Annotated in this window: 23 protein-coding genes and 2 pseudogenes; 23 read left to right on the top strand and 2 right to left on the bottom strand. The window is 62.0% G+C overall.

Going from position 1 to position 22,366, the window contains the following annotated elements; all coding sequences use genetic code 11:
- Together AC1DW2_RS38500 and AC1DW2_RS38495 are read left to right on the top strand one after the other, a co-directional pair.
- Positions 1-151 (top strand): DUF736 domain-containing protein (locus AC1DW2_RS38500; RefSeq protein WP_477008610.1); only part of this gene is annotated, 151 nt, incomplete at its 5' end.
- Between the two features lie 165 nt (positions 152-316).
- Positions 317-490: pseudogene (locus AC1DW2_RS38495) on the top strand (DUF736 domain-containing protein); the annotation flags it as partial.
- 64 nt (positions 491-554) lie between these two features.
- Here AC1DW2_RS38495 and AC1DW2_RS38490 read toward each other — a convergent pair.
- Positions 555-782 (bottom strand): helix-turn-helix domain-containing protein, encoded by a 228-nt coding sequence (locus AC1DW2_RS38490; protein ID WP_477008606.1) that lies wholly within the window; start codon positions 780-782, stop codon positions 555-557.
- A 204-nt stretch (positions 783-986) separates the two neighbouring features.
- On the opposite strand from AC1DW2_RS38490, the gene AC1DW2_RS38485 reads away from it, so the two are divergent.
- From AC1DW2_RS38485 to AC1DW2_RS38465, 5 genes are all read left to right on the top strand, one after another.
- Positions 987-1,259 carry a DUF2285 domain-containing protein gene (locus AC1DW2_RS38485; protein WP_477008605.1) on the top strand — a complete coding sequence of 91 codons (273 nt, stop codon included), beginning with the start codon at positions 987-989 and terminating at the stop codon, positions 1,257-1,259.
- A gap of 163 nt (positions 1,260-1,422) precedes the next feature.
- Positions 1,423-1,617 (top strand): transcriptional regulator domain-containing protein, encoded by a 195-nt coding sequence (locus AC1DW2_RS38480; protein WP_477008604.1) that lies wholly within the window; start codon positions 1,423-1,425, stop codon positions 1,615-1,617.
- Complete coding sequence (locus AC1DW2_RS38475) at positions 1,562-2,194, top strand: DUF2285 domain-containing protein (protein ID WP_477008603.1); 633 nt, start codon at positions 1,562-1,564, stop codon at positions 2,192-2,194. Before AC1DW2_RS38480 ends, AC1DW2_RS38475 begins: the two co-directional genes overlap by 56 nt.
- Before the next feature lie 133 nt (positions 2,195-2,327).
- Positions 2,328-2,609: a helix-turn-helix transcriptional regulator gene (locus AC1DW2_RS38470; RefSeq protein ID WP_247438211.1), complete on the top strand. Its 282-nt coding sequence runs from the start codon at positions 2,328-2,330 to the stop codon at positions 2,607-2,609.
- 21 nt (positions 2,610-2,630) lie between these two features.
- Positions 2,631-3,500 carry a replication initiator protein A gene (locus AC1DW2_RS38465; RefSeq protein ID WP_477008602.1) on the top strand — a complete coding sequence of 290 codons (870 nt, stop codon included), beginning with the start codon at positions 2,631-2,633 and terminating at the stop codon, positions 3,498-3,500.
- 587 nt (positions 3,501-4,087) lie between these two features.
- On the opposite strand, the gene AC1DW2_RS38460 is transcribed toward AC1DW2_RS38465, so the two are convergent.
- On the bottom strand, positions 4,088-5,137 hold the full coding sequence (locus tag AC1DW2_RS38460) for an IS110 family RNA-guided transposase (RefSeq protein WP_477008609.1): 1,050 nt from the start codon (positions 5,135-5,137) through the stop codon (positions 4,088-4,090).
- Positions 5,138-5,418: 281 nt separating this feature from the next.
- Between AC1DW2_RS38460 and AC1DW2_RS38455 the strand changes: the two genes are divergently transcribed.
- From AC1DW2_RS38455 to trbL, 16 genes and pseudogenes are all read left to right on the top strand, one after another.
- Positions 5,419-5,883: a DUF2840 domain-containing protein gene (locus tag AC1DW2_RS38455; RefSeq protein WP_477008601.1), complete on the top strand. Its 465-nt coding sequence runs from the start codon at positions 5,419-5,421 to the stop codon at positions 5,881-5,883.
- The gene (locus tag AC1DW2_RS38450; RefSeq protein WP_477008600.1) at positions 5,880-6,392 is read left to right on the top strand and encodes a S26 family signal peptidase; all 513 of its coding nucleotides are present in this window, start codon (positions 5,880-5,882) and stop codon (positions 6,390-6,392) included. The genes AC1DW2_RS38455 and AC1DW2_RS38450 overlap by 4 nt, the downstream gene beginning before the upstream one ends.
- Before the next feature lie 152 nt (positions 6,393-6,544).
- Positions 6,545-7,225, top strand: coding sequence for a lytic transglycosylase domain-containing protein (locus tag AC1DW2_RS38445; RefSeq protein WP_477008599.1), 681 nt, complete (start codon positions 6,545-6,547; stop codon positions 7,223-7,225).
- Positions 7,226-7,693: 468 nt separating this feature from the next.
- Positions 7,694-8,272 (top strand): putative immunity protein, encoded by a 579-nt coding sequence (locus AC1DW2_RS38440; RefSeq protein WP_477008598.1) that lies wholly within the window; start codon positions 7,694-7,696, stop codon positions 8,270-8,272.
- A gap of 227 nt (positions 8,273-8,499) precedes the next feature.
- A pseudogene (locus tag AC1DW2_RS38435) lies at positions 8,500-9,565 on the top strand (IS110 family RNA-guided transposase).
- Positions 9,566-10,111: 546 nt separating this feature from the next.
- Positions 10,112-11,875 (top strand): relaxase/mobilization nuclease domain-containing protein, encoded by a 1,764-nt coding sequence (locus AC1DW2_RS38430; protein ID WP_477008597.1) that lies wholly within the window; start codon positions 10,112-10,114, stop codon positions 11,873-11,875.
- Between the two features lie 36 nt (positions 11,876-11,911).
- Positions 11,912-13,897 carry a conjugal transfer protein TraG gene (locus AC1DW2_RS38425; protein ID WP_477008596.1) on the top strand — a complete coding sequence of 662 codons (1,986 nt, stop codon included), beginning with the start codon at positions 11,912-11,914 and terminating at the stop codon, positions 13,895-13,897.
- A 6-nt stretch (positions 13,898-13,903) separates the two neighbouring features.
- Entirely contained in the window at positions 13,904-14,326 is a 423-nt protein-coding gene (locus tag AC1DW2_RS38420) for a CopG family transcriptional regulator (protein WP_477008595.1), read from the top strand.
- 135 nt (positions 14,327-14,461) lie between these two features.
- Entirely contained in the window at positions 14,462-15,790 is a 1,329-nt protein-coding gene (locus AC1DW2_RS38415; protein WP_477008594.1) for an MFS transporter, read from the top strand.
- Between the two features lie 209 nt (positions 15,791-15,999).
- Positions 16,000-16,914, top strand: a complete 915-nt coding sequence (gene trbB / locus AC1DW2_RS38410; RefSeq protein ID WP_477008608.1) for a P-type conjugative transfer ATPase TrbB — start codon at positions 16,000-16,002, stop codon at positions 16,912-16,914.
- Position 16,915: 1 nt separating this feature from the next.
- Entirely contained in the window at positions 16,916-17,242 is a 327-nt protein-coding gene (locus tag AC1DW2_RS38405; protein WP_477008593.1) for a TrbC/VirB2 family type IV secretion system protein, read from the top strand.
- On the top strand, positions 17,242-17,505 hold the full coding sequence (locus AC1DW2_RS38400) for a VirB3 family type IV secretion system protein (protein ID WP_477008592.1): 264 nt from the start codon (positions 17,242-17,244) through the stop codon (positions 17,503-17,505). The genes AC1DW2_RS38405 and AC1DW2_RS38400 overlap by 1 nt, the downstream gene beginning before the upstream one ends.
- Before the next feature lie 10 nt (positions 17,506-17,515).
- Complete coding sequence (gene trbE / locus AC1DW2_RS38395; RefSeq protein ID WP_477008591.1) at positions 17,516-19,957, top strand: conjugal transfer protein TrbE; 2,442 nt, start codon at positions 17,516-17,518, stop codon at positions 19,955-19,957.
- Positions 19,954-20,682, top strand: coding sequence for a P-type conjugative transfer protein TrbJ (trbJ, locus tag AC1DW2_RS38390; RefSeq protein ID WP_431015436.1), 729 nt, complete (start codon positions 19,954-19,956; stop codon positions 20,680-20,682). The genes trbE and trbJ overlap by 4 nt, the downstream gene beginning before the upstream one ends.
- On the top strand, positions 20,682-21,050 hold the full coding sequence (trbK-alt, locus tag AC1DW2_RS38385) for a putative entry exclusion protein TrbK-alt (protein ID WP_477008590.1): 369 nt from the start codon (positions 20,682-20,684) through the stop codon (positions 21,048-21,050). The genes trbJ and trbK-alt overlap by 1 nt, the downstream gene beginning before the upstream one ends.
- On the top strand, positions 21,047-22,276 hold the full coding sequence (trbL, locus tag AC1DW2_RS38380; RefSeq protein ID WP_477008589.1) for a P-type conjugative transfer protein TrbL: 1,230 nt from the start codon (positions 21,047-21,049) through the stop codon (positions 22,274-22,276). Before trbK-alt ends, trbL begins: the two co-directional genes overlap by 4 nt.
- The last annotated feature ends 90 nt before the right edge of the window (positions 22,277-22,366 follow it).

Genomic DNA, 22,366 nt, shown 5'->3' with positions numbered 1-22,366 from the left:
CGTCGAGATCGGTGCCGCATGGCGCCGCACCTCGAAGGACGACCGGGTCTATCACTCGGTCAAGCTCGACGATCCGTCGTTCACCGCCCCCATCTACGCCAACCTCTTCGAAGGCGAAGATGGCGAACATGCGCTGATCTGGTCGCGGTGACCGCAGCGCCCGCGGCGCCCCGCCACCCGGCGAGGCGCCGCGGCACCACCGCTGATATTATGTGGAGCGCGAACACGGCAAAAGCGGCGGACAACCGCCACTCCTGACACCTAACTCCGCATAATCATGCGCTACGCATAATCGGTCTTATGCGGAGCACCGCATAAGACCGAGATCGGGGCGGCCTGGTCAAAGCGCTCCGAGGAGGGCCGCGATTACCTCTCGCTCAAGCTCGACGACCCCTCGTTCAACGCGCCGATCTACGCGAACCTGTTCGACGACGAAGGCGGCGAGGGCTACACGCTCCTGTGGTCGCGGCCTCGCAAGAGCGGCGAGTAAGATCGCCCCACCAAGCCCCGTCCGGTCCGCCGGGCGGGGCGCTTCGCGGTGGGCCAAAGGCGGCTTACGATTTGCCAAGCCGCGCAGCTTTTTTGAGCAGGTCGCCCGGTTCGACCCCCAATGCTTCAGCAATTTGCCCGAGCACGGTGACGCTTGCTGACACATCGCCGCGCTCGATGGCGCCGACGTAACGGGCGCTTAAACCTGCGCGCTCGGCCAGCTCCTCCTGCGTCATTTGTAGATCGTGGCGTTTCCGACGCAGGTTCACAGCCATGATCTCTTTGAGATCCATGGCGATATGGGAACTGAGCCGGAACGATCGTTCTAGGAACGATCGTTCCTATTCGTGTCCAGACATGCTATCGTCTGCGGCGCTATGAGCGCGGCCGATCTTGGTCGTCGGTATTCGAAAGAATACCCCGGATGCCAACGGGCACGGAGGTTAGATTGCGACCAAAGCGTGGCGTAGTTTCTTCGTGTTCTAAAAGTGGGTATGATGCAGAAACCACTCCTCGATCCAGACGTGGCGGACAGCGCGCCGAACGAGCCGGTGCTGACGGCCTATGACGAACAGCATGTCGTCACGTACATTCGCCTTCTGCAGGCAGAGGGTGAGGGGGCGGATTGGCGTGAAGTCGCTCGAGTGGTCTTGCATATGGACCCAGAGCGAGAGCCGGACCGTGCGCGCAGCGCATACCAGAGCCATCTTGCGCGCGCCAAATGGGTGACTGAACAAGGTCGTCTCTTACGCGGTACCGGCTCAAGATAGAAGAAAATCGCCGACTGGCGACTTGCAGGCAGAACGATTTTCTTTCGTTATCCGGTGGTCATTCCAGTGCACCACGTGGTGCCAAACTAGGGGCTTCCTACAACCGTTTCGTTCATACCTATTGCGCCGCAATCGTTGTTATGAGTGCAATGGGACGGAAGCAATGCCTGAATTCGACTGGCGGTCGCCGGATTCCTATAAGAGCCTACAAGACGCCGAAATCACCGACATCGCTTGGGAATGTCTTCGTCGTAACGCTGACTATCGACGCGACTTTGAGGCGATGATCGCTAGCAGCCCAGATGGCGAAGCGACCACGGAGTTCAGAAGGAGGTGGGGCATCTGCTTTCGCCCATGACCCCCAGCGGTCCTTCGACGAGCAGATAATCTTTTGGGCGCCTGAGGTTCTATCGACCGTCGTTCCAGTCACGGTCGCGTCGCCCGCCGGTCGCAGTTCGGCCTCCCGGCCACTGCTCGACCTGGCAGCGGGGCAGGTACGCCGCGCCGCCGACGGCTGGCATATCGTGCTACGCATCGGGGCGACGGATCACCGTGTCTGGTTCAAAGAGCCTCCCGTGGTCGGCGCGTCCTATGCAGCCGAATTGCCGTTTAACGGCGATTTGGAAGCGCGCGCCTATGCAGCCCGGCGGCTGTGGCGCGCGATGAATGGACGCGCGCCAGGTCCTCCCCTTCATAAGCTCTCAAAGCAGCGGCGCGAGCGCCTGAGCGCCGCTATCCGCGCGCTCGATGCGCATATTGCGGGTGGCAGCTATCGCGTGACCGCCGAAGCGCTGTTCGGCAAAAAGCGCATTCCTGATCGCGCCTGGAAGACGCACGATTTGCGCAATCGAACGGTCCGCCTGGTGAAAAGTGGCGTCGCGTTGGTACGCGGAGGCTACCGCAAACTTCTGCGGCCTGGCCGCAGGGACAAGTAGCCCTTCGGCCGAGGGGTATCGAAAATCGCCCCCCCGATATTCGGCATCCCCCTCCGAGATCGCGCTTCTCCATGATGACCGCATACACGCCGACGCCGCCATGCGCGGTGCGCTGTCACCTTGGAGTTCTCAAATGCCCGATCCAATGGCCGGAATGCCCCCGCGCTTCCTGCGTACACCGGAAGCCGCGCGTTATCTTGGCCTCTCCGGTCGCACGCTCGAGAAGCATCGCACATACGGCACCGGGCCGACGTATCGGAAGATCGGCGGCCGTGTTGTCTATGCCGTAGACGATCTGAAAGCCTGGGCCGACCTCGGCGCCAAAACGTCGACGTCGGACCCTGGGAAGGGGACCGTGCTGCCGGCAAAGAAGCATCCGGTCCTGCGCCCGTATGCGGGCCAGGAACGTCGCTAATCGCGCGTGAGAGCAGCGACCATGCGGCGTAAACCCGACCAGCTGGAGCTCTTTCGGGCGCTACCCGGCGATCTTGCACCGCGCGATGCGCAGGATCTGATGGCTTATCCGTTCTTCTCGCTCGCAAAAACCAAACGGATTGTTCCGATCGATTTCCGGGCCGGTGCAATCTCAATTCGTGTCGAAGCCGTGCCGGAACACGGCATGGCGACCATCTGGGATGCAGACGTTTTGATTTGGGYCGCTTCCCAGATCGTCGAAGCGCGTGACACCGGCTTGAAGACGTCGCGCCTGATGGCTGCAACGCCTTACGAGATTTTGACCTTTGTCGGCCGCGGCACCAGCGCGCGTGACTATGACCGGCTGAAGGCGGGTCTCGACAGACTTCAGTCAACGACGGTGCTGACGTCGATCCGGCAGCCGGCAGAACGGCGACGGCATCGTTTCTCTTGGATTAACGAGTGGAAGGAGACGGCCRATGCAAATGGCAGGCCGTTCGGGCTCGAACTGATCCTGCCCGATTGGTTCTATGCTGGCGTCATTGATGACGCACTCGTGCTGACGATCGATCGGGCCTATTTCGATCTGACGGGCGGACTTGAGCGCTGGCTTTACCGTCTCGTGCGCAAGCACGGCGGCCGCCAGGAGGGCGGTTGGAGCTTTGACCTTGTGCACCTCCATGCCAAGTCCGGCATCCTCTCACCGCTCAAGCATTTTGCTTACGACGTACGTCAGATCGTCCGGCGCCAGACATTGCCCGGTTATCAGCTCCTGCTCACGCGCGACGCGAACGGCACCGAGCGGCTGAACTTCGCGCCAACGCCCGTCGATCCCCTAACGGCACGCCTGCGCCGGCGCGGTCTCATTCCAAGCTCGGAGGACAACCTGTGAATCAACTCGTGCTATCGGGGACCGCTATCCTCGTGCTATCGGGGACCCAATCCTCGTGCTATCGGGGACCGGAATCGAGCATAAGAGCTTGTTTCCCCGCGCTTTCCAGCCGCTCTAACTTTACTAACGTACTGACACTAACTTCTTGTTGTGAATCAGCACGTTGTGAACAAGTCGGTCGCGCATGCAGCGAGGATGCTTCATGCATCTACTCTCTCACGCGCGAAGCTGTCCTGCAATGCGATTCTTGTCGCCACTGCACGCGCGCAAATGCGATCGCGCGCAAAATCACGCGATCACCAGCATCGTCGTCGCCGCATTGCGCTCGTTACTTTCCCTTGCGGCAGCTCGCTCGTCGAGGAGAACTCGCTAACGTCCGTGGTTGGCACCAAGACCACCACATGCCGGAATCGGGAGAATGGGCGGTCAGGCTAACCAGCGCCGTGCATGATGGCTTCAAAGGTGTGCATCAAGCCGCCGGCAAGAAAAGTTGCGATCTCACCCAAATCCCCGTCTCCTCGGGAGACGCCGCTCCGCCGTGGCGGAAGGAAAAGGCGCGCGTGGAAGCGGCCGGGTCGCGGAGGCCCTTACATCGCCGAAGCGACCCGGCCGCGCTTGCCGCCGGCGCCAAACCGGAACGTCGTGCCATCGATCCAGATCTTGTGCAGCAGCACGGCGAGCGCGCGTGCGACCGCGGTCGCGGCGCGCTTCAGACCCTTCTTCCTGGCGAGCCGCAGGCCCCACAGCCGCAGCTTAAAATTCTTCGGAATGCGCGTCAGGATCGCGATCGCTGCCTCGTACAGCATCGCCCGCGTCAGCTCGTCGCCGCATTTGGAGATCCGGCCAACGCGGTCGGTTTGTCCGGATTGATAGCGCCGCGGCGTCAAGCCAAAATGCGCACCAACATTGGTCGATCTCTTGAATCGCGTTGGATCATCGACCGTGGCGCGGAACGTCAGCGCCACGAGTGCGCCGACACCGGGGACCGTCATCATCCGCCGCACCGCGCTGTCGCTGCGCGCCGCCGCCAGGGCCAGGCGATGCAGTTTGGCCAGCTGCAGCCGCATCGCAGCTCGCGCGTCCAACAGCGGCGCAACGATCGCCTCCAGTTCCTTCTTCCCGGCCATGATCTCGCGCACCCGTGCGTCAAAGCGGCCGACGGAGATCTCGCCGACTTTCAGGCCGAACGGGCGCAACAGGCCGCGGATCATGTTCTCCATGTCCAGCACCTTGCCGAGCATCGCCTTGCGCCCGACCAGCAGCGCGCGCAGCGTTTGCGCGCCTTCCGACTTGACGTGCACCGCACGGAACCAGCCGGTCCGCATCATCTGCGCGATGCCCTTCGCGTCGTTGCGGTCGGTCTTGTTCAGCATGGCGTTCAGCGCCGCCTTGGCATGCCGGGTCTCGATGCAGATCACGGGGAGGCCCTTTTCGGAAAGCGCCGTGAACAGCCAGGCGCTGTACGAGAACGCTTCCAGCCCGACGCGCTTGAGGTGGCTTCCCCATTCCGCCAGGAACAGCTCGATCGCGTCCGGATCGGTCTCGAGTTTCACTTCCCGGACCACCTTGCCGTCGCCGTCCACCACGCAAATGTTGGTCGCCTCCAGCGACACGTCGAGCCCTGCATAGAAGTCCATCATGCGCCTCCACCGCTGATCGCCGGCACGCACCGCGCGTTCCGTTCGCGAATCGCTGTGAAGCATTTTCGCAGCAGCACAGCCCGCGAGGGGGCACCGGTCAGTACCCCGGCTAACCAGAAATCCTTCGGATTTCTTCTAACGGACCAGGCCGAAAGCCGCATTGGAGGCGTCGTCCGGCAACAGGGTGCTGTCAGTCCTGCTCGCCTTCGCAAGCCGCACGCGATCTCCACGGAACCTCTAGCTCACGGTTGCCCGTTCCAGCTTCAGGGAGCGGCGGTATGAGCGATCTCACCGAAGTGGAAGTGCTGTGGCTCGAGAAGCGGATCGAAAACCGCGTTCGGTTCGGTCATATCGTCAACGAACGGAAGTTTGATCGTCACCGGCGTGTCCTGTCATTTGCACCCGGCAGCATCTTTGCCTTCGTTCGTTGGACCTCCAACGACTTTGGCACGGTCATTTCGCGGATCGACATCCTGCGCGCGGTCACGCCGGGACAGCGCTGCTCGACCGTCCCTTATGTGACACCCGGCGGAGAAATTTTGCTGCGCTTGTCAGGCTGGCCGAAGGTCGAGCGCATGCTGCAAATGATCGATGCCGTCGAGGCACTCGGCATCGATCCCGCTGATGTCGCGCCTGATCATTGGCATCACGTTCATAACCGCCTGTCCGTCAACGAAAACCCGCGCCCCTATACGAAAGCGCGCCACCAGGCCTGGCTTCACCGTCAGAGGGTGATGCGATGACGGGCCGCCTGAAGACGCTGGCCGCGGCGTTTGGGACCGCTGCTGCGCTCGTCGCGACGATCGTCTTGGAGCCACTTCCGCTCTACGTCTGGAATGCATCTGCGAGCGTGCCGATCGGTCTCTATCGCCTGCGATCGGCAGGCCACTTCCATATCACTGAATTGGTCGTCGTGCAGCCGCCGGAGCCGCTTGCAAGCTTCCTCGACTTTAACGGCTATTTGCCGGTCGGCGTCCCTATGCTCAAGCGCGTGCTGGCGCTCCCCGGTCAGACTGTCTGCAGAACGGGGCTCACGATTTCGGTCGATGACATTGCAATGGGCAAGGCTCTGGATCGCGACGCTCGCGGCAGGCCGCTGCCTAAGTGGCAGGGCTGCCGCGTCGTCGGCGACGGCGAGCTCTTTCTCATGAACTGGCAGTCGGACGCCTCTCTTGATGGCCGGTATTTTGGATTGCTTCMGGCGTCGGCTGTGATCGGCCGTGCGATCCCGGTGTGGACGTGGGAGGAGTGATCGTGCGTATTCGACGTGTTCTCCTCGCCAGTCCCTTGGTCGATAGATTGCGGGATCATTTCTCGGTCCCGATCAAAGTCTGCAAGGCTGGCGCGAGCCCGACCGCGTGCTCGGGTCGGTTGGGCACGCGCGTTTGTGCTGTCGTGCCCCTGATGCTTCTTCTGGCCGCGTTCGACGGTGCTGCTTTGGCCCAGAGCGGATCAGCCGCCCAGCCGGCGATCAGTCAGACCGCTCACTCATTTGCCGGCTTCATCAATGAAGCCTCACAACGCTTTGCGATTGCGCCGAACTGGATCCGATCACTCCAAAGCATCGAGAGTGCTGGTGACGTGCACGCTAGATCGCCAAAAGGCGCAATGGGCCTGATGCAAATCATGCCGGCGACCTGGGCGGAACTCCGTGGGCGCTATAATCTCGGGAACGACCCCTACGACCCGCACGACAACATTTTGGCAGGCACGGCCTATCTGCGCGAACTGCTCGATCGGTATGGCTCGCCTGGCGTGTTTGCCGCGTACAACGCGGGACCGTCTCGCTATGAAGAGCATCTCGCAGGCGGCTCTTTGCCAGACGAGACGCGAGCATACGTCGCAAAGCTTGCAAATCTGCTTGCCATCGAACTGCCGCCGACGTGTCCGTCCAGCGGACAGTCATCATCAGCTGCGACGCTATTCGTCACGCGATCCGATCTAATGAAAACACCCGATCGGTCGCCGGGGCTCATGCCATCGAGCGGCGCCACGACTGCAATCTCAGTGCACGAAGTTTCGCGCATGGTCCCTCGGTCTATTGGCGTGTTCGTCCCTCGATCGGATGCGGGAGTATCGCAATGATCAAGTGTGCGGGTTCGATAATAACGTGCTGGTGGCATATGGGCGATGCCTTCGGCCCGCGCTCTACTCGTCGCTTCGCTCCTCACCGAGCCACCCTGCGGGTGTCTCGGCCCGGGTAACGATCGCTATCGCAAGCGCTCGCGAACAGCGGGGGCTTCGCAAGTCAATTGTCACGTCGCGGCGGCTCTTTCGCAATGAATCGGCCACCAGCCGACGTGTTCGGGCACGCGCTATTGGAGGATCTACCGCAATGACCCGAACTGCATTTTCTCGCAAATCGCCGCGAGTACCGAGAGTCTGTTGGGGTTGGGCCCTGGGAACCGGCGACCGGGAGTACACGACGGTAAGCGTCCGGCCCTTGGACGTCAGTTCGGGCTTTGACATGAATCTTCTACCTTCATTCTGCGCGTAAAGAGCATCCGCCTGGGCGATGACTGCTCCCACCAAGCACGCTAATCAGCAGGTCCTATGATGCGCGACACCCTCAGTTGCAATATGGTTGCTTTCATGAGCAATGCCTCTCTGATGATAGAACTCAGCCGCGCCGAACTTCGCGCTGTCGCCGGTTACGCGGCTACTTGCGCGCGACAGGCCTTGATAATCTTCGAGGTCGAACGTCCTAGCGATCCACGTCCCTGCGCCGCAATCGACGCGGCCCAGGCATTCGCAGACGGAGCCGAGCGAACCAAGGCGCTCCGTGACTGCGCATGGGCTGCCCAACGGGCAGCCCATGAAACCCGAGACATCGGACTAGCGGCTGCCAGCGAGGCTGCGCGCGCGGCTCTAGCCGCAGCAGGCGCCGCGTTTCTCCACCCGCTCGCGAAAGCTACACAGGTTAAACATATTCTCGGGTCGGCCGCCCATGCAGCACGCTCGTTTGAACTCCGTGCCGGCGGTGACACCAGCGTGGGCGACAGCCACATCGAAAAGTCGGGGTTACTTGCGCTCCCAGTCGTGCTCGATGTCCTGCGCCGCTACCCGGCCGCCCCACCCGGCGGTGGACGAGTCGGAGAATTGATCCGGCGATTAGACGCGTTGCTCCGATGAAATCATCGCGAAGGTTCATCAGTCGCGCAGCCAGCCCGGTTGGAGATCAAGAGATCAAGAGATCAAGAGATCAAGAGATCAAGAGATCAAGAGATCAAGAGATCAAGAGATCAACACGACGGCAGGACGGCTCTCAAATCTTGCTTCGAGATAGCGGTGCATGGGGATAACGCGGCCGTGGCCAAATCCAACGACTTGGAAGGTCGTTGCCACACAGGAGAGCTCCGATGAAACTCTATGTTGGATTGGACGTCGGCCTTGAAGAAACCAGCGTTTGCATCGTCGATAGCGAGGGTCACACGGTCCGCGAAGTTAAGGTCAGCACGGAGCCAGAGGCGATCCGCTGCGCTGTAGAGGGCTACGCGGATCGCCTCGATAGGGTTGGGGTCGAGGCGTCATCGCTCGGTATCTGGCTGTATCGCGAACTACAGCCAGCCGGGCTTCCAATCATTGTCGTGGAAGCGCGCCATATGCGCGTTTCGCTGTCGACAATGCGCAACAAAACCGACCGAAACGACGCGCGCGGCATCGCGCAGATGATGCGGTTGGGCTGGTACCGCGCCGTGCATGTCAAGAATATCGACATGCAAAAAATGCGCACGTTGTTGACCAACCGGAAGCTGCTCAAGCGCAAATTGATCGACCTCGAGAACCATGTTTGGGGCGCACTGCGGGCCTATGGGTTACTCGTCGGAGCGGTCGCTCGAGGTTCCTTTGAGGCCCGCATCCGCGAGCTGATCGAGCACAGCGACCCGATTTTTGTGATGTCTATCCAAGTTATGCTGGACGTGCGCCGCGCCCTCCTCGAGGGCTACGATCGGCTGCATCGCGTGCTCCTGCAGGTGGTACAGCATGATCCTGTTTGCCGGCGTCTGATGACGGTTCCAGGCGTCGGTCCGGTCGTCGCCTTGTCATTCAAAGTCGGCGTTGATGACCCTCATCGCTTTGCCCGATCCCGCACAGTGGGCGCCCATTTTGGCCTGACGCCGAAGCGCCACCAGTCCGGTACATCGATCGATTTTGAGGGTCGGATCAGCAAATAGGGCGATATCTTCGTGCGGGGAGGCGCTGTGTGAAGCGGCTGCAAGTCTGCTGCTACGGGTCAGAAAATGGTCGGCATTGCGAGCATGGGGCCTGCGGATCGCCAAGCGGTCGAGCATGCTGTGTGCGATTGCCGCGGTCGCGCGAAAGCTCGCGGGTATTCTCCACCGGATGTGGGTCAGCGAGACCGATTTCCATGTCGGATTCGGTGCCAAGGTCACGCAACGGCTGCGCCTAAAGCCGGCACAGTAGCAGCTACGTTGACGAGCATAGGAAGGCGCTGGGACTACTCCCAGCATGTTGAGGAGGGAACGAATTTAGAGATCCGCGCGCGCGGTGAGCGTCCCCTGGCGGGGCCGCGAAACGGGGAATGTCCGCTATCTCTTGCCTGCTGCCGCCCTTCGGGGACGAGAGCGCCGGACTGCTTGGACAGCCCTGTTTATGAACCTGATGAAGAGCATGCGACGGCCCAAGTGCTGAACGCGAAGGAACGCATGGACCCCGCCTGGTGAATGCGGCCGCAAGCGCGGTGGTGACGTTTGTGCGATATCGACGCAGGGAGTCTGTCATGACCGAGAATCGAAGAGCCGACGAAAAGCGTAGGAATGAGTTGACTTTCCCCGCCCGATTAGGAAGGCGAGATAAAAGGGGCTCGCCGGTCGAACCGCAAGCCACTGACATGGCTTGGGTTCTACCGTGCCGGTCGGTCGGGGCGCGTGCCGCGCCATGTATTTTGAGTAATGCAATCAAGGACATTTTCGGCACTGTAGGTTCTCTTGCGCTCTTCGGGGCCCGCCCATGACCGCTGGCGACAGCGATCTTCGTATTCGGCCCGGGCGCATCCGCAGTACCCGCGCTCCGAAGCCGAAGAGGTTCATCAACCAGGTGCTGCGCGCGGCGAAGAAAGCAGGGCACACCTCAGGTCAGACTGCGTCCGGCAAGCGTTCCGCGGCCTATGGGCGCTCGACGTTTGGCCGCGGCCGACTCAGCTTTAGTCGCGGCCGATTGTTCAGCCCGACACGCCGCGTCGTGGTGAAGGCGCGCGTGGTTCGCCACAAAGGGCGCGCCTTCCGCTCAGCGCCGCTGACGGCCCATCTCTCATACCTGAAGCGCGACGGCGTGACCCGGAGTGGTGAGCGGGCCGAGATGTTCGATGGTGGCAGCGACCATGCTGACGGCGCCGATTTCGCGGAACGCTGCAAGGACGACCGGCATCATTTCCGGTTCATTGTCTCACCGGAGGATGCTGGCGACATGACCGATCTCAAGGCCTTCACGCGCGACCTCACAAAACAGATGGAGACCGATCTCGGCACGCGGCTCGATTGGCTGGCTGTCGATCATTGGAATACCGACAACCCTCACATCCATCTTCTCGTTCGGGGAGTTGACGAGGAAGGGACAGATCTCGTGATCTCCCGCGACTACATCAGCCGGGGCCTGCGTTCACGCGCCGAGGAACTGGTCGCCATCGAACTGGGTCCGAAACCTGAGCACGAGATCCGCAATTCGCTGGAAAGGGAAGTCGCAGCGGAACGATGGACGCGGCTCGATTGGGAGATCGGGCTGGCGGCAGATGAGACCGGGTATATCGATCTCCGCCCCGAAYATCCCGGTAGCTCCGATCCTGAAATCCGGCGCCTGATGGTCGGTCGCCTTCAACACCTGGAGAAGATGGGCCTCGCCGCGTCTGCCGCGCCAGGAGAATGGATGGTCGGGCTCGAGGCCGAGCGGACCTTGCGCGATCTTGGCATGCGCGGCGACATCATCAAGACCATGCACCGCACTTTTACCGAGCGTGGGGAGGCGCGCGGCGTTGCTGACTATGTCATCGAAGGTGGACAGCCATCGTCCCAGATCATCGGACGACTGGTCGATCGGGGATTGCATAATGAACTGACGGGCGAGGCGTATGCCCTGATCGACGGAACGGACGGACGCGCGCATCATGTGCGCTTCCAAGGGATCGAGGCATTTGAATATGCGCCGCCGATCGGCGGAATCGTTGAAGTGCGACGCTTCGGTCAAGCCGGCGATCCGCGGCCGACTCTGGTGTTGGCGACCCGCTCGGATCTCGATCTGGGCGAGCAGGTCAGCGCGAAGGGCGCGACCTGGCTCGACCATCGGCTGGTTGAATGCGACCGCATGCCGCTCGCCATGGGCGGATTCGGTCGCGAGACCCGCGACGCCATGGAGGCCCGCACCGAGCATCTGGTTCAGGAGGGCCTGGCACGGCGGCAGGGCCAGCGTGTCATCCTCCAGCGCGACCTCCTCAACACGTTGCGCCGGCGCGAACTGGACGAGGTGGCGGCAAAGGTTTCGGCCGACACCGGCCTGCCTCAGGTGAACGCCGCCTCCGGGGAGCACGTGGCGGGCACGTATCGCCAGCGGTTGACGCTCACCTCCGGACGCTTCGCCATGATCAACAGTGGGCTCGGCTTCCAGCTCGTGCCCTGGTCGCGCGAGCTCGAAAAGAGGCTCGGGCAACACGTCAGCGGCGTCGTGAAAGACGGCGGTGGCATCGAATGGGGCTTTGGTCGCAAGCGCGACCTCGGGCTCTAGCAATCTCTCCAATTCAGTTGCGGAAGGACGTTCGGGATGTCCGGAACCAAAATCCTCTGGGGACAGGTAATCGTCGTCGGCCTGATTGTTTTGCTGGCCATCTGGGGAGCAACCGAATGGACGGCTTGGCGGCTCGCCTGGCAACCAGAGCTTGGGCGGCCCTGGTTCGAACTGTTCGGACTCAAGGTATATTACCCGCCGGTCTTCTTTTGGTGGTGGTTCGTCTACGATGCCTATGCGCCTCAGGTCTTCGTCGAGGGGGCCTTCGTCGCGGCGTCAGGGACTTTCGTGTCGATCGCGGCAGCGATCGGCATGTCGGTCTGGCGGGCGCGCGAGGCCAAGAACGTCGAGACCTATGGCTCGGCGCGCTGGGCTGATGCGGAAGAGGTTCGAGCGGCCGGACTTCTCGGTCCGGATGGTGTGGTGCTGGGTAGGCTCGACCATGACTACCTCCGCCATGACGGACCGGAGCACGTATTGTGTTTTGCGCCCACCCGGTCGGGCAAAGGTGTCGGCCTCGTCGTTCCTTCGTTGCTGGCTTGGCCCGGATCGGCCATCGTTCACGACATCAAGGGTGAGAACTGGCAACTGACCGCCGGCTTCCGCTCGCGACATGGCCGCGTCCTGCTATTCGACCCGACCAACCCAAAGTCTTCGGCCTACAATCCGCTCCTTGAGGTCCGGCGTGGGGAATGGGAGGTTCGCGACGTCCAGAATGTCGCCGATGTCCTGGTTGACCCTGAAGGTTCGCTCGACAAGCGGAACCATTGGGAGAAGACCAGTCATTCGCTCCTGGTCGGCGCCATCCTTCACGTCCTCTATGCCGAGTCGGACAAGACTTTGGCCGGCGTCGCCGCCTTCCTGTCCGACCCGAAGCGGCCCATCGAGGCGACGCTGAAGGCGATGATGACCACCCCACACCTGGGCGAGCCGGGCGCTCATCCCGTGGTCGCCTCGACCGCGCGCGAACTGCTCAACAAGTCGGAGAACGAACGTTCGGGCGTCCTGTCGACGGCGATGTCTTTCCTGGGGCTGTACCGCGATCCCGTCGTGGCCAAGGTGACCTGCCGATGCGACTGGCGGATCGCGGATCTGATCGCAGATAGCCGCCCAACGACGCTCTACCTGGTGGTGCCTCCCTCCGATATTTCGCGGACCAAGCCCCTCATCCGTCTGGTGCTGAACCAGATCGGCCGGCGCCTGACCGAGGACTTGCACGCCCGCGATCGTCGACATCGAGTCCTGATGATGCTTGACGAGTTCCCGGCGCTGGGACGGCTTGATTTCTTCGAGTCCGCACTCGCCTTCATGGCGGGGTACGGCATCAAAAGTTTCCTAATCGCGCAATCGCTCAATCAGATCGAGAAGGCCTATGGGCCCAACAATGCGATCCTCGACAATTGTCACGTCCGAGTCAGCTTCGCGACCAATGACGAGCGAACGGCCAAGCGGGTGTCCGACGCCTTGGGTACGGCGACGGAGATGCGCGCGATGAAAAACTATGCCGGGCACAGGTTGAACCCCTGGCTGGGGCACCTCATGGTCTCTCGGCAGGAGACGGCGAGACCGCTGCTGACCCCTGGCGAAGTCATGCAGCTTCCGCCGATGGACGAAATCGTGATGGTGGCAGGCACGCCGCCGATCCGGGCGAAGAAGGTGCGCTACTATGAGGATCGGCGGTTTAGCGAGCGGGTCTTGCCGCCGCCCGATCCGGCGACATCCGATCGGTCATCGCGAACGGACGGATGGTCAACGGTCGGAACGCTGAGGCCGGTGCCACTTCCAACCGACAGAGCGCAAGGAGAGGAAGACACGGCGAACAGCGGCCTTCGTCGCGAGCCCGAACTCCCCGATCACGTTGCGATCGCAAAGGAGACGACCGAGCCGACGCCGGCAGAGGAATTTGCCGTCGTTCTCGACGACGACGAGGATGCGGTCCGCCAGTCCCGACTTATGCGTCAGCAGATGCGAGGCGTCGCGCGACAGGTCGCCATGGACCCGAATGACGGCGTGGAGCTCTGAGGTAATATGCGCGACAGGATGAACGTCTATTTCCCGCCAGAGCTTCTGAAACAGATCTCGGATTTGGCAGATCGCAAGAAGATTTCTCGGTCCGCGATCGTGGAAGCGGCTGTCGCTTCGTTTCTGTCGCCGGACGGAGCGGACAGGCGGGAAGCAGCATTCGCGCGGCGCCTCGATCGGCTGTCGCGTCAGATGCAGCGCTTGGAGCGTGATGTTGGTCTAACGGCTGAGACCTTGGCCCTCTTCATTCGCTTCTGGCTGACAATCACGCCGCCGTTGCCTAACGACGCGCAGGCGGCGGCTCAGATAAAGGGTAGGGAGCGCTTCGAAGGATTTGTCGAGGCGCTCGGACGCCGCTTGCAAAAAGGGCAAAGCTTTCTGCGCGAGATTCCAGAAGATATCCGTCAGGAACCGGCCGGCGAAACCTGACTGAGCGTCCTTGATGCGCCGACCGCGTCGGCTCTTCTTTTTCTACGCCAGCCTACGACCGCAGCAACTTAGCCGAACTGACAAGAAGCTGGACGCGCTATCGGCTCGAACGAGCCGATAGCGAAAAGGACCAGCATGCAAGTCTCAATAGGATGGTATCGAATTGCGCGCGTTTTCCTCCCCTTTGCTGCTGGATACTATCTTTCGTATCTGTTTCGAACGATCAACGCTTTGATCGGGAGTCATCTCAGCTCGGATGCCCGGCTTGGGACCGCCGACCTCGGGTTGCTTACGTCAGTCTATTTCCTTGTTCTCGCAGCGGCTCAGATCCCCGTCGGCATATTGTTGGACCGCTTTGGTCCGCGCCGAGTCCAGAGTGTTCTGCTCTTGCTCGCCGCCGCCGGCGCTGAACTGTTCGCGATATCGACCGGCTTCCTGTCACTTTTGATCGCGCGGGCAATGATCGGGCTTGGCGTGGCGGCGGCGCTGACAGCAGGACTGAAGTCCATCATCATCTGGATTCCCAGGGAGCGAGTTGCCTTGCTGAACGGCTACATGGTCATGCTGGGCTCGCTGGGAGCGGTGACCGCTACCGCTCCCGTCGAACACCTTCTCGCCTGGATGGGCTGGCGGCAGCTCTTTGAGATCCTGGCGGCCGCTACTGGTGCGATAGCCATTCTAATCTATGTCGTGGTGCCTGAGCGAAGCATTGTCCCATCAACAACGCCCGCCACCCTTAGCTCCGTTTTCGGCGATCAGCGCTTCTGGCGAATGGCCCCGTTGTCGGCGACTTGCGTTGGATCGGCTTGGTCCCTGCAGGGATTGTGGGCATCGCCGTGGCTAGTGGACGTGGAAGGCCTTGATCGCGCGAGTCTGGTCGGGCAGCTGTTCATGATGTCGATCGTACTTAGCGGCGGCGCCTGGCTGTTTGGTACGACGGTCCACCGCATGAGGCGACGAGGAATTGGAGCTGAGACAGTATTGGCGATAGTCGCGGTGCTGTTCGTCGTAGCCCAGCTTGCCCTGATCCTGCGCGCGCCTCTGCCATCCATTGTGCCATGGTCTGTGGTAGCAATTGTCGGAACGGCAACCGTGGTCAGCTTCGCGGTGATAGCGGATTACTTTCCGCCGGAGCTTGCCGGTCGTGCCAACGGCGCCTTGAACGTCTTGCACTTTGGTTGGGCGTTTCTGGCACAATACGCGACAGGTCTTATCCTGGAGCAATGGTCTGCGAATGATGGCCATAGGCCCGTCCAAGCCTATCAGGTCGCGTTCAGTCTCAACGTAGCACTGCAGATCGCGACGTTGGTCTGGTTCGCGCGGCCCTGGCGCCGATCCATCGCTTCGTGGACGAGTTCAATCCGCTTGTTCAGGCCGGCTGAAGTTTCCTACGCTCTCGAGTCAGTCGGGTTGTATGAGGATTCGGTCATCCTCCTGCCCGCGGATGACGATGCGGAGTGGTGAACAGCCACTCCCAGCGAACCGATACGCAGTTTTCAGTCTTCCTTTTTCTACGCCAGCCTACGATCATCAAAGGCGCTTGTTGCGCCAGGTGCATTGGTGCCTTTTCTAATGATCCCCATCTGAGGACGCGCTTTGGACGTCCTCATTCGATGGGGCGAACGGTGGCAATCCATTCCTTTCAATCAGAGGCAAATTCGCGTGGCGCGCGAATGCTGCGCAGCGCGCTTGGTGCCGCGATTGCCGGCTACCTCGAAGATGAAACGATCGTCGAGGTGATGCTCAACCCAGATGGGAGGCTGTGGATCGACCGGTTATCGAATGGCCTGATCGACACAGGCGAAACTCTGTCCGCGGCGGACGGCGAGCGCATCGTTCGCCTGGTGGCGCACCACGTAGGCGCCGAGGTGCACGCCGGCGCGCCACGTGTCTCGGCCGAGCTGCCCGGGACCGGCGAGCGCTTCGAGGGACTGTTGCCGCCGGTCGTTGCAGCTCCCGCTTTCGCTATTCGCAAGCCCGCAGTCGCCGTGTTCACGCTCGACGATTACGTTGCCAAGGGGATCATGACCTCGGAACAGGCCGAGATCCTGAAGAACGCAGTCGCCGCACGCAAGAACATCCTCGTCGCCGGTGGGACATCGACCGGCAAGACAACATTGACGAATGCGCTCTTGGCCGAGGTGGCCAAGACCTCCGATCGGGTCGTGCTGATCGAGGATACACGTGAACTCCAGTGCAAGGCGCCCAATCTTGTAGCTTTGCGGACCAAAGACGGTGTGGCCACGCTGTCGGATCTTGTTCGCTCTTCGCTGCGACTGCGCCCTGATCGCATTCCGGTTGGCGAGGTCCGCGGCGCGGAGGCGCTCGATCTGCTCAAGGCCTGGGGCACCGGTCACCCCGGCGGCATCGGGACGATTCATGYGGGCACCGCGCTCGGCGCGCTGCGGCGGCTCGAGCAACTCATCCAGGAAGCCGTCATCACGGTTCCACGCACGCTGATTGCCGAGACCATCAACCTCATCGCCGTTCTTGCGGGCCGCGGCGCCGACCGCCGCCTCGCCGAGCTCGCAGCGGTCTCAGGGCTCGGGGCCGCTGGCGATTACAGCCTTTCATCAGCAGGAGACTGACATGCGTCAGCAATTTCGCCTTCTTCGAGATGCCGATCTACTCGCCGCATCCGGCACGGTTCTTTTGGTCTCGGCGCCGGCATGGGCGGCTGGCTCGAACATGCCATGGGAGCAGCCACTCAATCAAATCTTGCAGTCGGTGGAAGGGCCGGTCGCCAAGATCATCGCCGTTATCATCATCGTTGTCACGGGGCTGACGCTTGCGTTCGGGGATTCGTCCGGTGGTTTCCGCAGGCTGATCCAGATCGTGTTCGGTCTGTCGATCGCGTTTGCCGCCTCGAGCTTCTTCCTGTCGTTCTTCTCCTTCGGCGGCGGCGTGGTGATCTGATGGATGAGCCGGTCACAGGCTTTGTCGTGCCCGTCCATCGCGCGCTCACTGAGCCAATCCTGATGGGCGGTGCGCCGCGGTCGGTCGCGATCGTCAACGGCACGCTTGCGGCAGCCCTGGGGCTGGGGCTTCGGCTCTGGATCGCGGGTCTTGTCCTTTGGTTCATCGGTCACATGGCCGCCATCTGGGCCGCCAAGCGCGATCCCGCCTTCGTCGATGTGGTGCGCCGACATCTGCGCATTCCCAGTCATCTCAACCTCTGAGTTATCGGTTATGTTGAACCTTGCCGAATATCGCCATTCCAGCGCGCGCCTCGCCGACTTCCTGCCTTGGGCAGCCCTGGTCGACGAAGGAATCATCCTGAACAAGGACGGCTCGTTCCAGCGGACAGCAAAGTTCCGAGGACCTGACCTAGATAGCGCAGTGCCCGCTGAACTCGTCGCCGTCGCGGGCCGCTTGAATAACGCCTTGCGTCGCCTGGGATCAGGCTGGGCCGTATTCGTCGAGGCGCAGCGTCACTTTGCGGGGACCTACCCGCCTAACTCCTTTCCGGATGTCGCGTCTGCGTTGGTTGACGCCGAACGCAGGGCTCAGTTCGAGGAGGCGGGTGCCCATTATGAGTCCAGCTACTTCCTGACCTTCCTCTATCTGCCTCCAGAGGAAGGGGCCGCCAAGGCAGAGCAACTGCTTTACGAGGGTCGCGACCGCACCGTCGGAGCCGACGCGCGCGAGGTCCTCCGCGGGTTTATCGACCAAACAAACCGCGTGCTTCAACTCGTCGAAGGGTTCATGCCGGAATGCATCTGGCTTGATGATCAGGAGACGCTGACCTACCTGCACTCGACGATTTCGACCAAGCGTCATCGTGTTCGGGTGCCAGAAATTCCGATGTGTATCGATGCGCTGTTGGCCGACCAGCCGCTTACCGGCGGGCTTGAGCCGATGCTGGGTTCTGCCAATGTGCGGGTTCTGACGATCGTGGGCTTTCCGGGGGCGACGACGCCGGGAATTCTCGACGACCTGAATCGCCTGGCATTCTCGTATCGCTGGTCGACCCGCGCGATCATGCTCGACAAGACCGATGCCACCAAGCTGCTGACCAAGATTCGCCGCCAGTGGTTCGCGAAGAGAAAATCCATCGGCACGATTCTCAAGGAGGTCATGACCAACGAGGCGGCGGCCCTGCTTGATACCGACGCCCACAACAAGGCGATGGACGCCGACGCGGCGCTGCAGGAACTGGGGGCGGACCAGATCGGACAAGCCTTTGTCACGGCGACCGTCACTGTCTGGGACGGCGATCCCGGTGCAGCCGACGAAAAGCTTCGGCTGGTCGAGAAGGTCATTCAGAGCCGCGATTTCACCTGCATGATCGAGACGGTGAACGCCGTTGAAGCCTGGCTCGGCAGTCTGCCGGGGCACGTTTACGCCAACGTACGGCAACCACCGGTTTCGACCCTCAATCTCGCCCACATGATTCCGATGTCGGCCGTGTGGGCGGGCGAGGCGAGGGATCTGCACTTCAAGGGGCCACCCCTCCTGTTCGGCAAGACCGAGGGATCGACCCCATTCCGGTTCTCCCTCCACGTTGGCGACGTCGGCCATACCCTCGTGGTCGGACCGACAGGCGCGGGAAAGTCGGTGCTGCTGGCCCTCATGGCGCTGCAATTCCGCCGCTACCCGAATGCTCAGGTCTTCGCGTTCGATTTTGGCGGCTCGATCCGGGCGGCCGCGCTGGCCATGGGCGGAGACTGGCACGACCTCGGCGGTGCGTTGACCGAGGGAGGCGAGCAGCCCGTCGCGCTACAGCCGCTGGCCTGGATCGACGATCCTTCCGAGCGCGGATGGGCCACGGAATGGATCGGAGCGATCCTGGCGCGGGAGAAGATCGAGATCACCCCGGAGGTCAAGGATCATCTGTGGTCGGCGTTGACATCTCTCGCTTCGGCGCCGAGGGAGGAGCGCACCCTGACGGGCCTGTCAGTCCTGCTCCAATCGAACTCCCTGAAACGTGCCTTGCAACCCTACTGCCTGGGCGGTCCGTCCGGACGTCTGCTTGATGCTGAATTCGAGCGTCTCGGCGAGGCCTCGGTCCAGGCGTTTGAGACCGAAGGGTTGATCGGAACGAGCGCGGCCCCGGCCGTGCTGGCCTACCTCTTTCATCGAATCGGGGACCGTCTCGATGGTCGGCCCACACTTCTCATAGTCGACGAGGGCTGGCTTGCCCTTGACGACGAAGATTTTGCTGGCCAACTCCGAGAGTGGCTGAAGACGCTTCGCAAGAAAAATGCATCCGTCATCTTCGCCACCCAATCGCTTTCGGACATCGATGGCTCCGCGATCGCGCCGGCGATCATCGAAAGCTGCCCAACGCGTCTGTTGCTGCCGAACGAACGGGCGATCGAGCCGCAGATCACTGCCATCTATCGCCGCTTTGGCCTCAATGACCGCCAGATCGAGCTTTTGAGCCGGGCAACGCCGAAGCGCGACTACTACTGCCAGTCCCGCCGCGGCAACCGGATGTTCGAACTGGKTCTTGGCGGGATTGCGCTCGCCTTCACCGCAGCCTCTTCCAAGACCGACCAGGCTGCCATCGCGCAGCTCCTCGCCGAACATGGGCCGGACGGCTTCGTACCGGCCTGGCTCCAGCACCGTGGCGTCGCCTGGGCCACCGACCTGATCCCCAATCTCGCAAATCTGGAGAAATCGCTATGAGGCGTCTTGCCCTATTGGCGACCGCTGGCACCGTCGCACTGGTGCTTGGCGTCGCGGTACCTGCACGGGCGCTGATCGTCTTCGATCCCAACAACTACGTCCAGAACGTCCTGACAGCCGCGCGGGAGCTCCAGCAGATCAACAACCAGATCACCTCGTTACAGAACGAGGCGCAAATGCTGATCAATCAGGCCAGGAATCTGGCAAACCTGCCGTACTCTTCGCTGCAGCAATTGCAATCCTCGATCCAGCGCACGCAGCAACTGCTGGCCCAGGCCCAACGCATTGCATACGACGTGCAGCAGATCGATCGGGCTTTTTCGACCAGCTACGCGCCGGCGACAAGCAGCCAGTCGAACCAGTTGCTGATCTCCAACGCTCAATCGCGTTGGCAGAATTCCTATGCCGCGACGCAAGACGCGCTTCGCGTCCAGGCCGGCATCGTTGGCAACCTCGACACTAATCGCATCCAGACGTCCGCCCTCGTAACCTCGAGCCAGAGTGCCAGTGGCGCCCTGCAGGCAACTCAGGCCGGCAACCAGATCCTTGCGCTTCAAGCGCAACAACTTGCCGATCTCACGGCCGCCGCGGCGGCGCAGGGCAGGGCGCAGAGCCTCGAGGCGGCTCAGCGCGCCTCGGCCCAGGATCAGGGGCGAGAGCAGCTCAGGCGCTTCCTGACGCCAGGACAGGGCTATCAATCCTCCAATGTGCAGATGTTCCACTGATGACCGACGTAAAGGCATTCAAGGCGCTGTCGCTGCTTACGACAATCGGCCTAGTGGCCGTCGCCGCCTGCACGATTCAGCTGCGTGGCGGAGACGATTCTCCGCCGGCACCGAAGGCCGAGCAGACGCCCGATGCAACCAGCTCCGACCTCGCACGCTGTCGTGGTGTCACTCCCGAGGAAACAGCGGGTTACCGCCATTGCCAGCAAGTTTGGGCCGAAAGCCGGCGTCGCTTCTTCGGCAGGAAGGAGGGCGCCGCCTCTTCCGGCCACGATGACTCAGCCAGCTCGATACCTGTCCCAAAGGATCAAAGCCGGATCCCGCAAGGATATCCGCGACCGGCGACACCTGATGCGAGCAAGCCATGACTGGTACAGGGATCATCGACCAATTCCTGGAAACGTTCACGCGTTATATCGACAACGGATTCGGGCTGCTCGGTAGCGACGTCGGGTATCTCGCTGCGACCCTTGCCGCGATCGACATCACGCTTGCTGCGTTGTTCTGGAGTTGGGGGCCGGACGAAGACATCATCGCGCGCCTCGTCAAGAAGACGCTCTTTGTAGGCGTTTTTGCCTATCTCATCGGTAATTGGAACAGTCTGGCACGCATCGTCTTCGAGAGCTTTACCGGCTTGGGACTGAAAGCATCAGGCGCAAGCCTCTCCGCGGCAGATTTCCTGCAACCGGGAAAGATCGCCCAAGTTGGGCTGGACGCCGGCCGACCGCTGCTCGATTCGATCTCCAACCTGATGGGCTACATCAGTTTCTTCGAGAATTTCGTCCAGATCGTCGTTCTCCTGTTCGCCTGGGTCGTGGTGTTGCTCGCCTTTTTCATTCTGGCGATCCAGCTCTTTGTCACCCTGATCGAGTTCAAGCTCACGACATTGGCCGGCTTCGTGCTCATTCCCTTTGGCTTGTTTGGCAGGACGGCCTTCGCGGCAGAGCGCGTCCTGGGCAACGTCATATCCTCCGGCATCAAAGTCCTGGTCCTGGCCGTCATTGTCGGCATCGGCTCGACCCTGTTCTCGCGATTTACCGCAGGCTTCGGCGCCGCACAGCCGACCATTGAAGATGCGATGACTTTGGTGCTTGCGGCGCTCTCCTTGCTAGGCCTCGGCATCTTTGGTCCCGGAATCGCAAACGGCCTGGTGTCCGGCGGGCCGCAGCTCGGCGCCGGCGCCGCGATTGGAACAGGCCTTGCCGCTGGCGGGGTTGTTGCTGCCGGCGCAGGTATTGCCGCGGGTGGTGCTGGACTCGCTGGCGGAGCGTTGGCGGGCGCCGCGCGTGGGGGCGGCGCCGTCTTGAGCGGCGCATCCGCCGCCTATCGAAGCGGCGGCCTGGCCGGTGTGGCAGAGGCCGGCAGCTCGGCTGCCATGAGCCCGTTGCGCCGTGCTGCGGCCGTCCTCAGCGGTGGTGGGCAAGGGGCCGAGCAGGCCGCGAGCACTTCGACCGAAGGGCAGCCCGATTGGGCGCGGCGCATGAAACGTGCCGAGACCATTCGGCACGGTGCGTCGGCAGCCGGACAGGCGGTGCGCGCAGGCGATCACGGCGGCAGCGGCTCGTCCGTCGATTTGTCCGAAGGAGAGCGATGACACGCCGCCAATGCGCGTTCGTCGCTGCCGTGGGGCGGCACCTCAAATCCAGACGCCGCCCGACTTTACACCGATCACTTGATCTCAGGG

The sequence above is a fragment of the Bradyrhizobium sp. P3_C3 genome (assembly GCF_056402655.1).
Note: the sequence above shows the minus strand (reverse complement) of the source record. Positions and strands in the feature narration are given on the sequence as shown.

What these genes read in the sequence shown, in the direction of transcription:
- AC1DW2_RS38425 (WP_477008596.1), top strand. Translation starts at nt 11,912, where the DNA reads ATGTCCGGAACCAAAATCCTCTGGGGACAGGTAATCGTCGTCGGCCTG.
- AC1DW2_RS38420 (WP_477008595.1), top strand. Translation starts at nt 13,904, where the DNA reads ATGCGCGACAGGATGAACGTCTATTTCCCGCCAGAGCTTCTGAAACAG.
- AC1DW2_RS38480 (WP_477008604.1), top strand. Translation starts at nt 1,423, where the DNA reads ATGCCTGAATTCGACTGGCGGTCGCCGGATTCCTATAAGAGCCTACAA.
- AC1DW2_RS38485 (WP_477008605.1), top strand. Translation starts at nt 987, where the DNA reads ATGCAGAAACCACTCCTCGATCCAGACGTGGCGGACAGCGCGCCGAAC.
- AC1DW2_RS38470 (WP_247438211.1), top strand. Translation starts at nt 2,328, where the DNA reads ATGCCCGATCCAATGGCCGGAATGCCCCCGCGCTTCCTGCGTACACCG.
- AC1DW2_RS38400 (WP_477008592.1), top strand. Translation starts at nt 17,242, where the DNA reads ATGGATGAGCCGGTCACAGGCTTTGTCGTGCCCGTCCATCGCGCGCTC.
- AC1DW2_RS38475 (WP_477008603.1), top strand. Translation starts at nt 1,562, where the DNA reads ATGGCGAAGCGACCACGGAGTTCAGAAGGAGGTGGGGCATCTGCTTTC.
- AC1DW2_RS38415 (WP_477008594.1), top strand. Translation starts at nt 14,462, where the DNA reads ATGCAAGTCTCAATAGGATGGTATCGAATTGCGCGCGTTTTCCTCCCC.
- trbL (WP_477008589.1), top strand. Translation starts at nt 21,047, where the DNA reads ATGACTGGTACAGGGATCATCGACCAATTCCTGGAAACGTTCACGCGT.
- AC1DW2_RS38440 (WP_477008598.1), top strand. Translation starts at nt 7,694, where the DNA reads ATGATGCGCGACACCCTCAGTTGCAATATGGTTGCTTTCATGAGCAAT.
- AC1DW2_RS38445 (WP_477008599.1), top strand. Translation starts at nt 6,545, where the DNA reads ATGCTTCTTCTGGCCGCGTTCGACGGTGCTGCTTTGGCCCAGAGCGGA.
- AC1DW2_RS38405 (WP_477008593.1), top strand. Translation starts at nt 16,916, where the DNA reads ATGCGTCAGCAATTTCGCCTTCTTCGAGATGCCGATCTACTCGCCGCA.
- AC1DW2_RS38460 (WP_477008609.1), bottom strand. Translation starts at nt 5,137, where the DNA reads ATGGACTTCTATGCAGGGCTCGACGTGTCGCTGGAGGCGACCAACATT.
- AC1DW2_RS38490 (WP_477008606.1), bottom strand. Translation starts at nt 782, where the DNA reads ATGGATCTCAAAGAGATCATGGCTGTGAACCTGCGTCGGAAACGCCAC.
- AC1DW2_RS38455 (WP_477008601.1), top strand. Translation starts at nt 5,419, where the DNA reads ATGAGCGATCTCACCGAAGTGGAAGTGCTGTGGCTCGAGAAGCGGATC.
- trbJ (WP_431015436.1), top strand. Translation starts at nt 19,954, where the DNA reads ATGAGGCGTCTTGCCCTATTGGCGACCGCTGGCACCGTCGCACTGGTG.
- trbK-alt (WP_477008590.1), top strand. Translation starts at nt 20,682, where the DNA reads ATGACCGACGTAAAGGCATTCAAGGCGCTGTCGCTGCTTACGACAATC.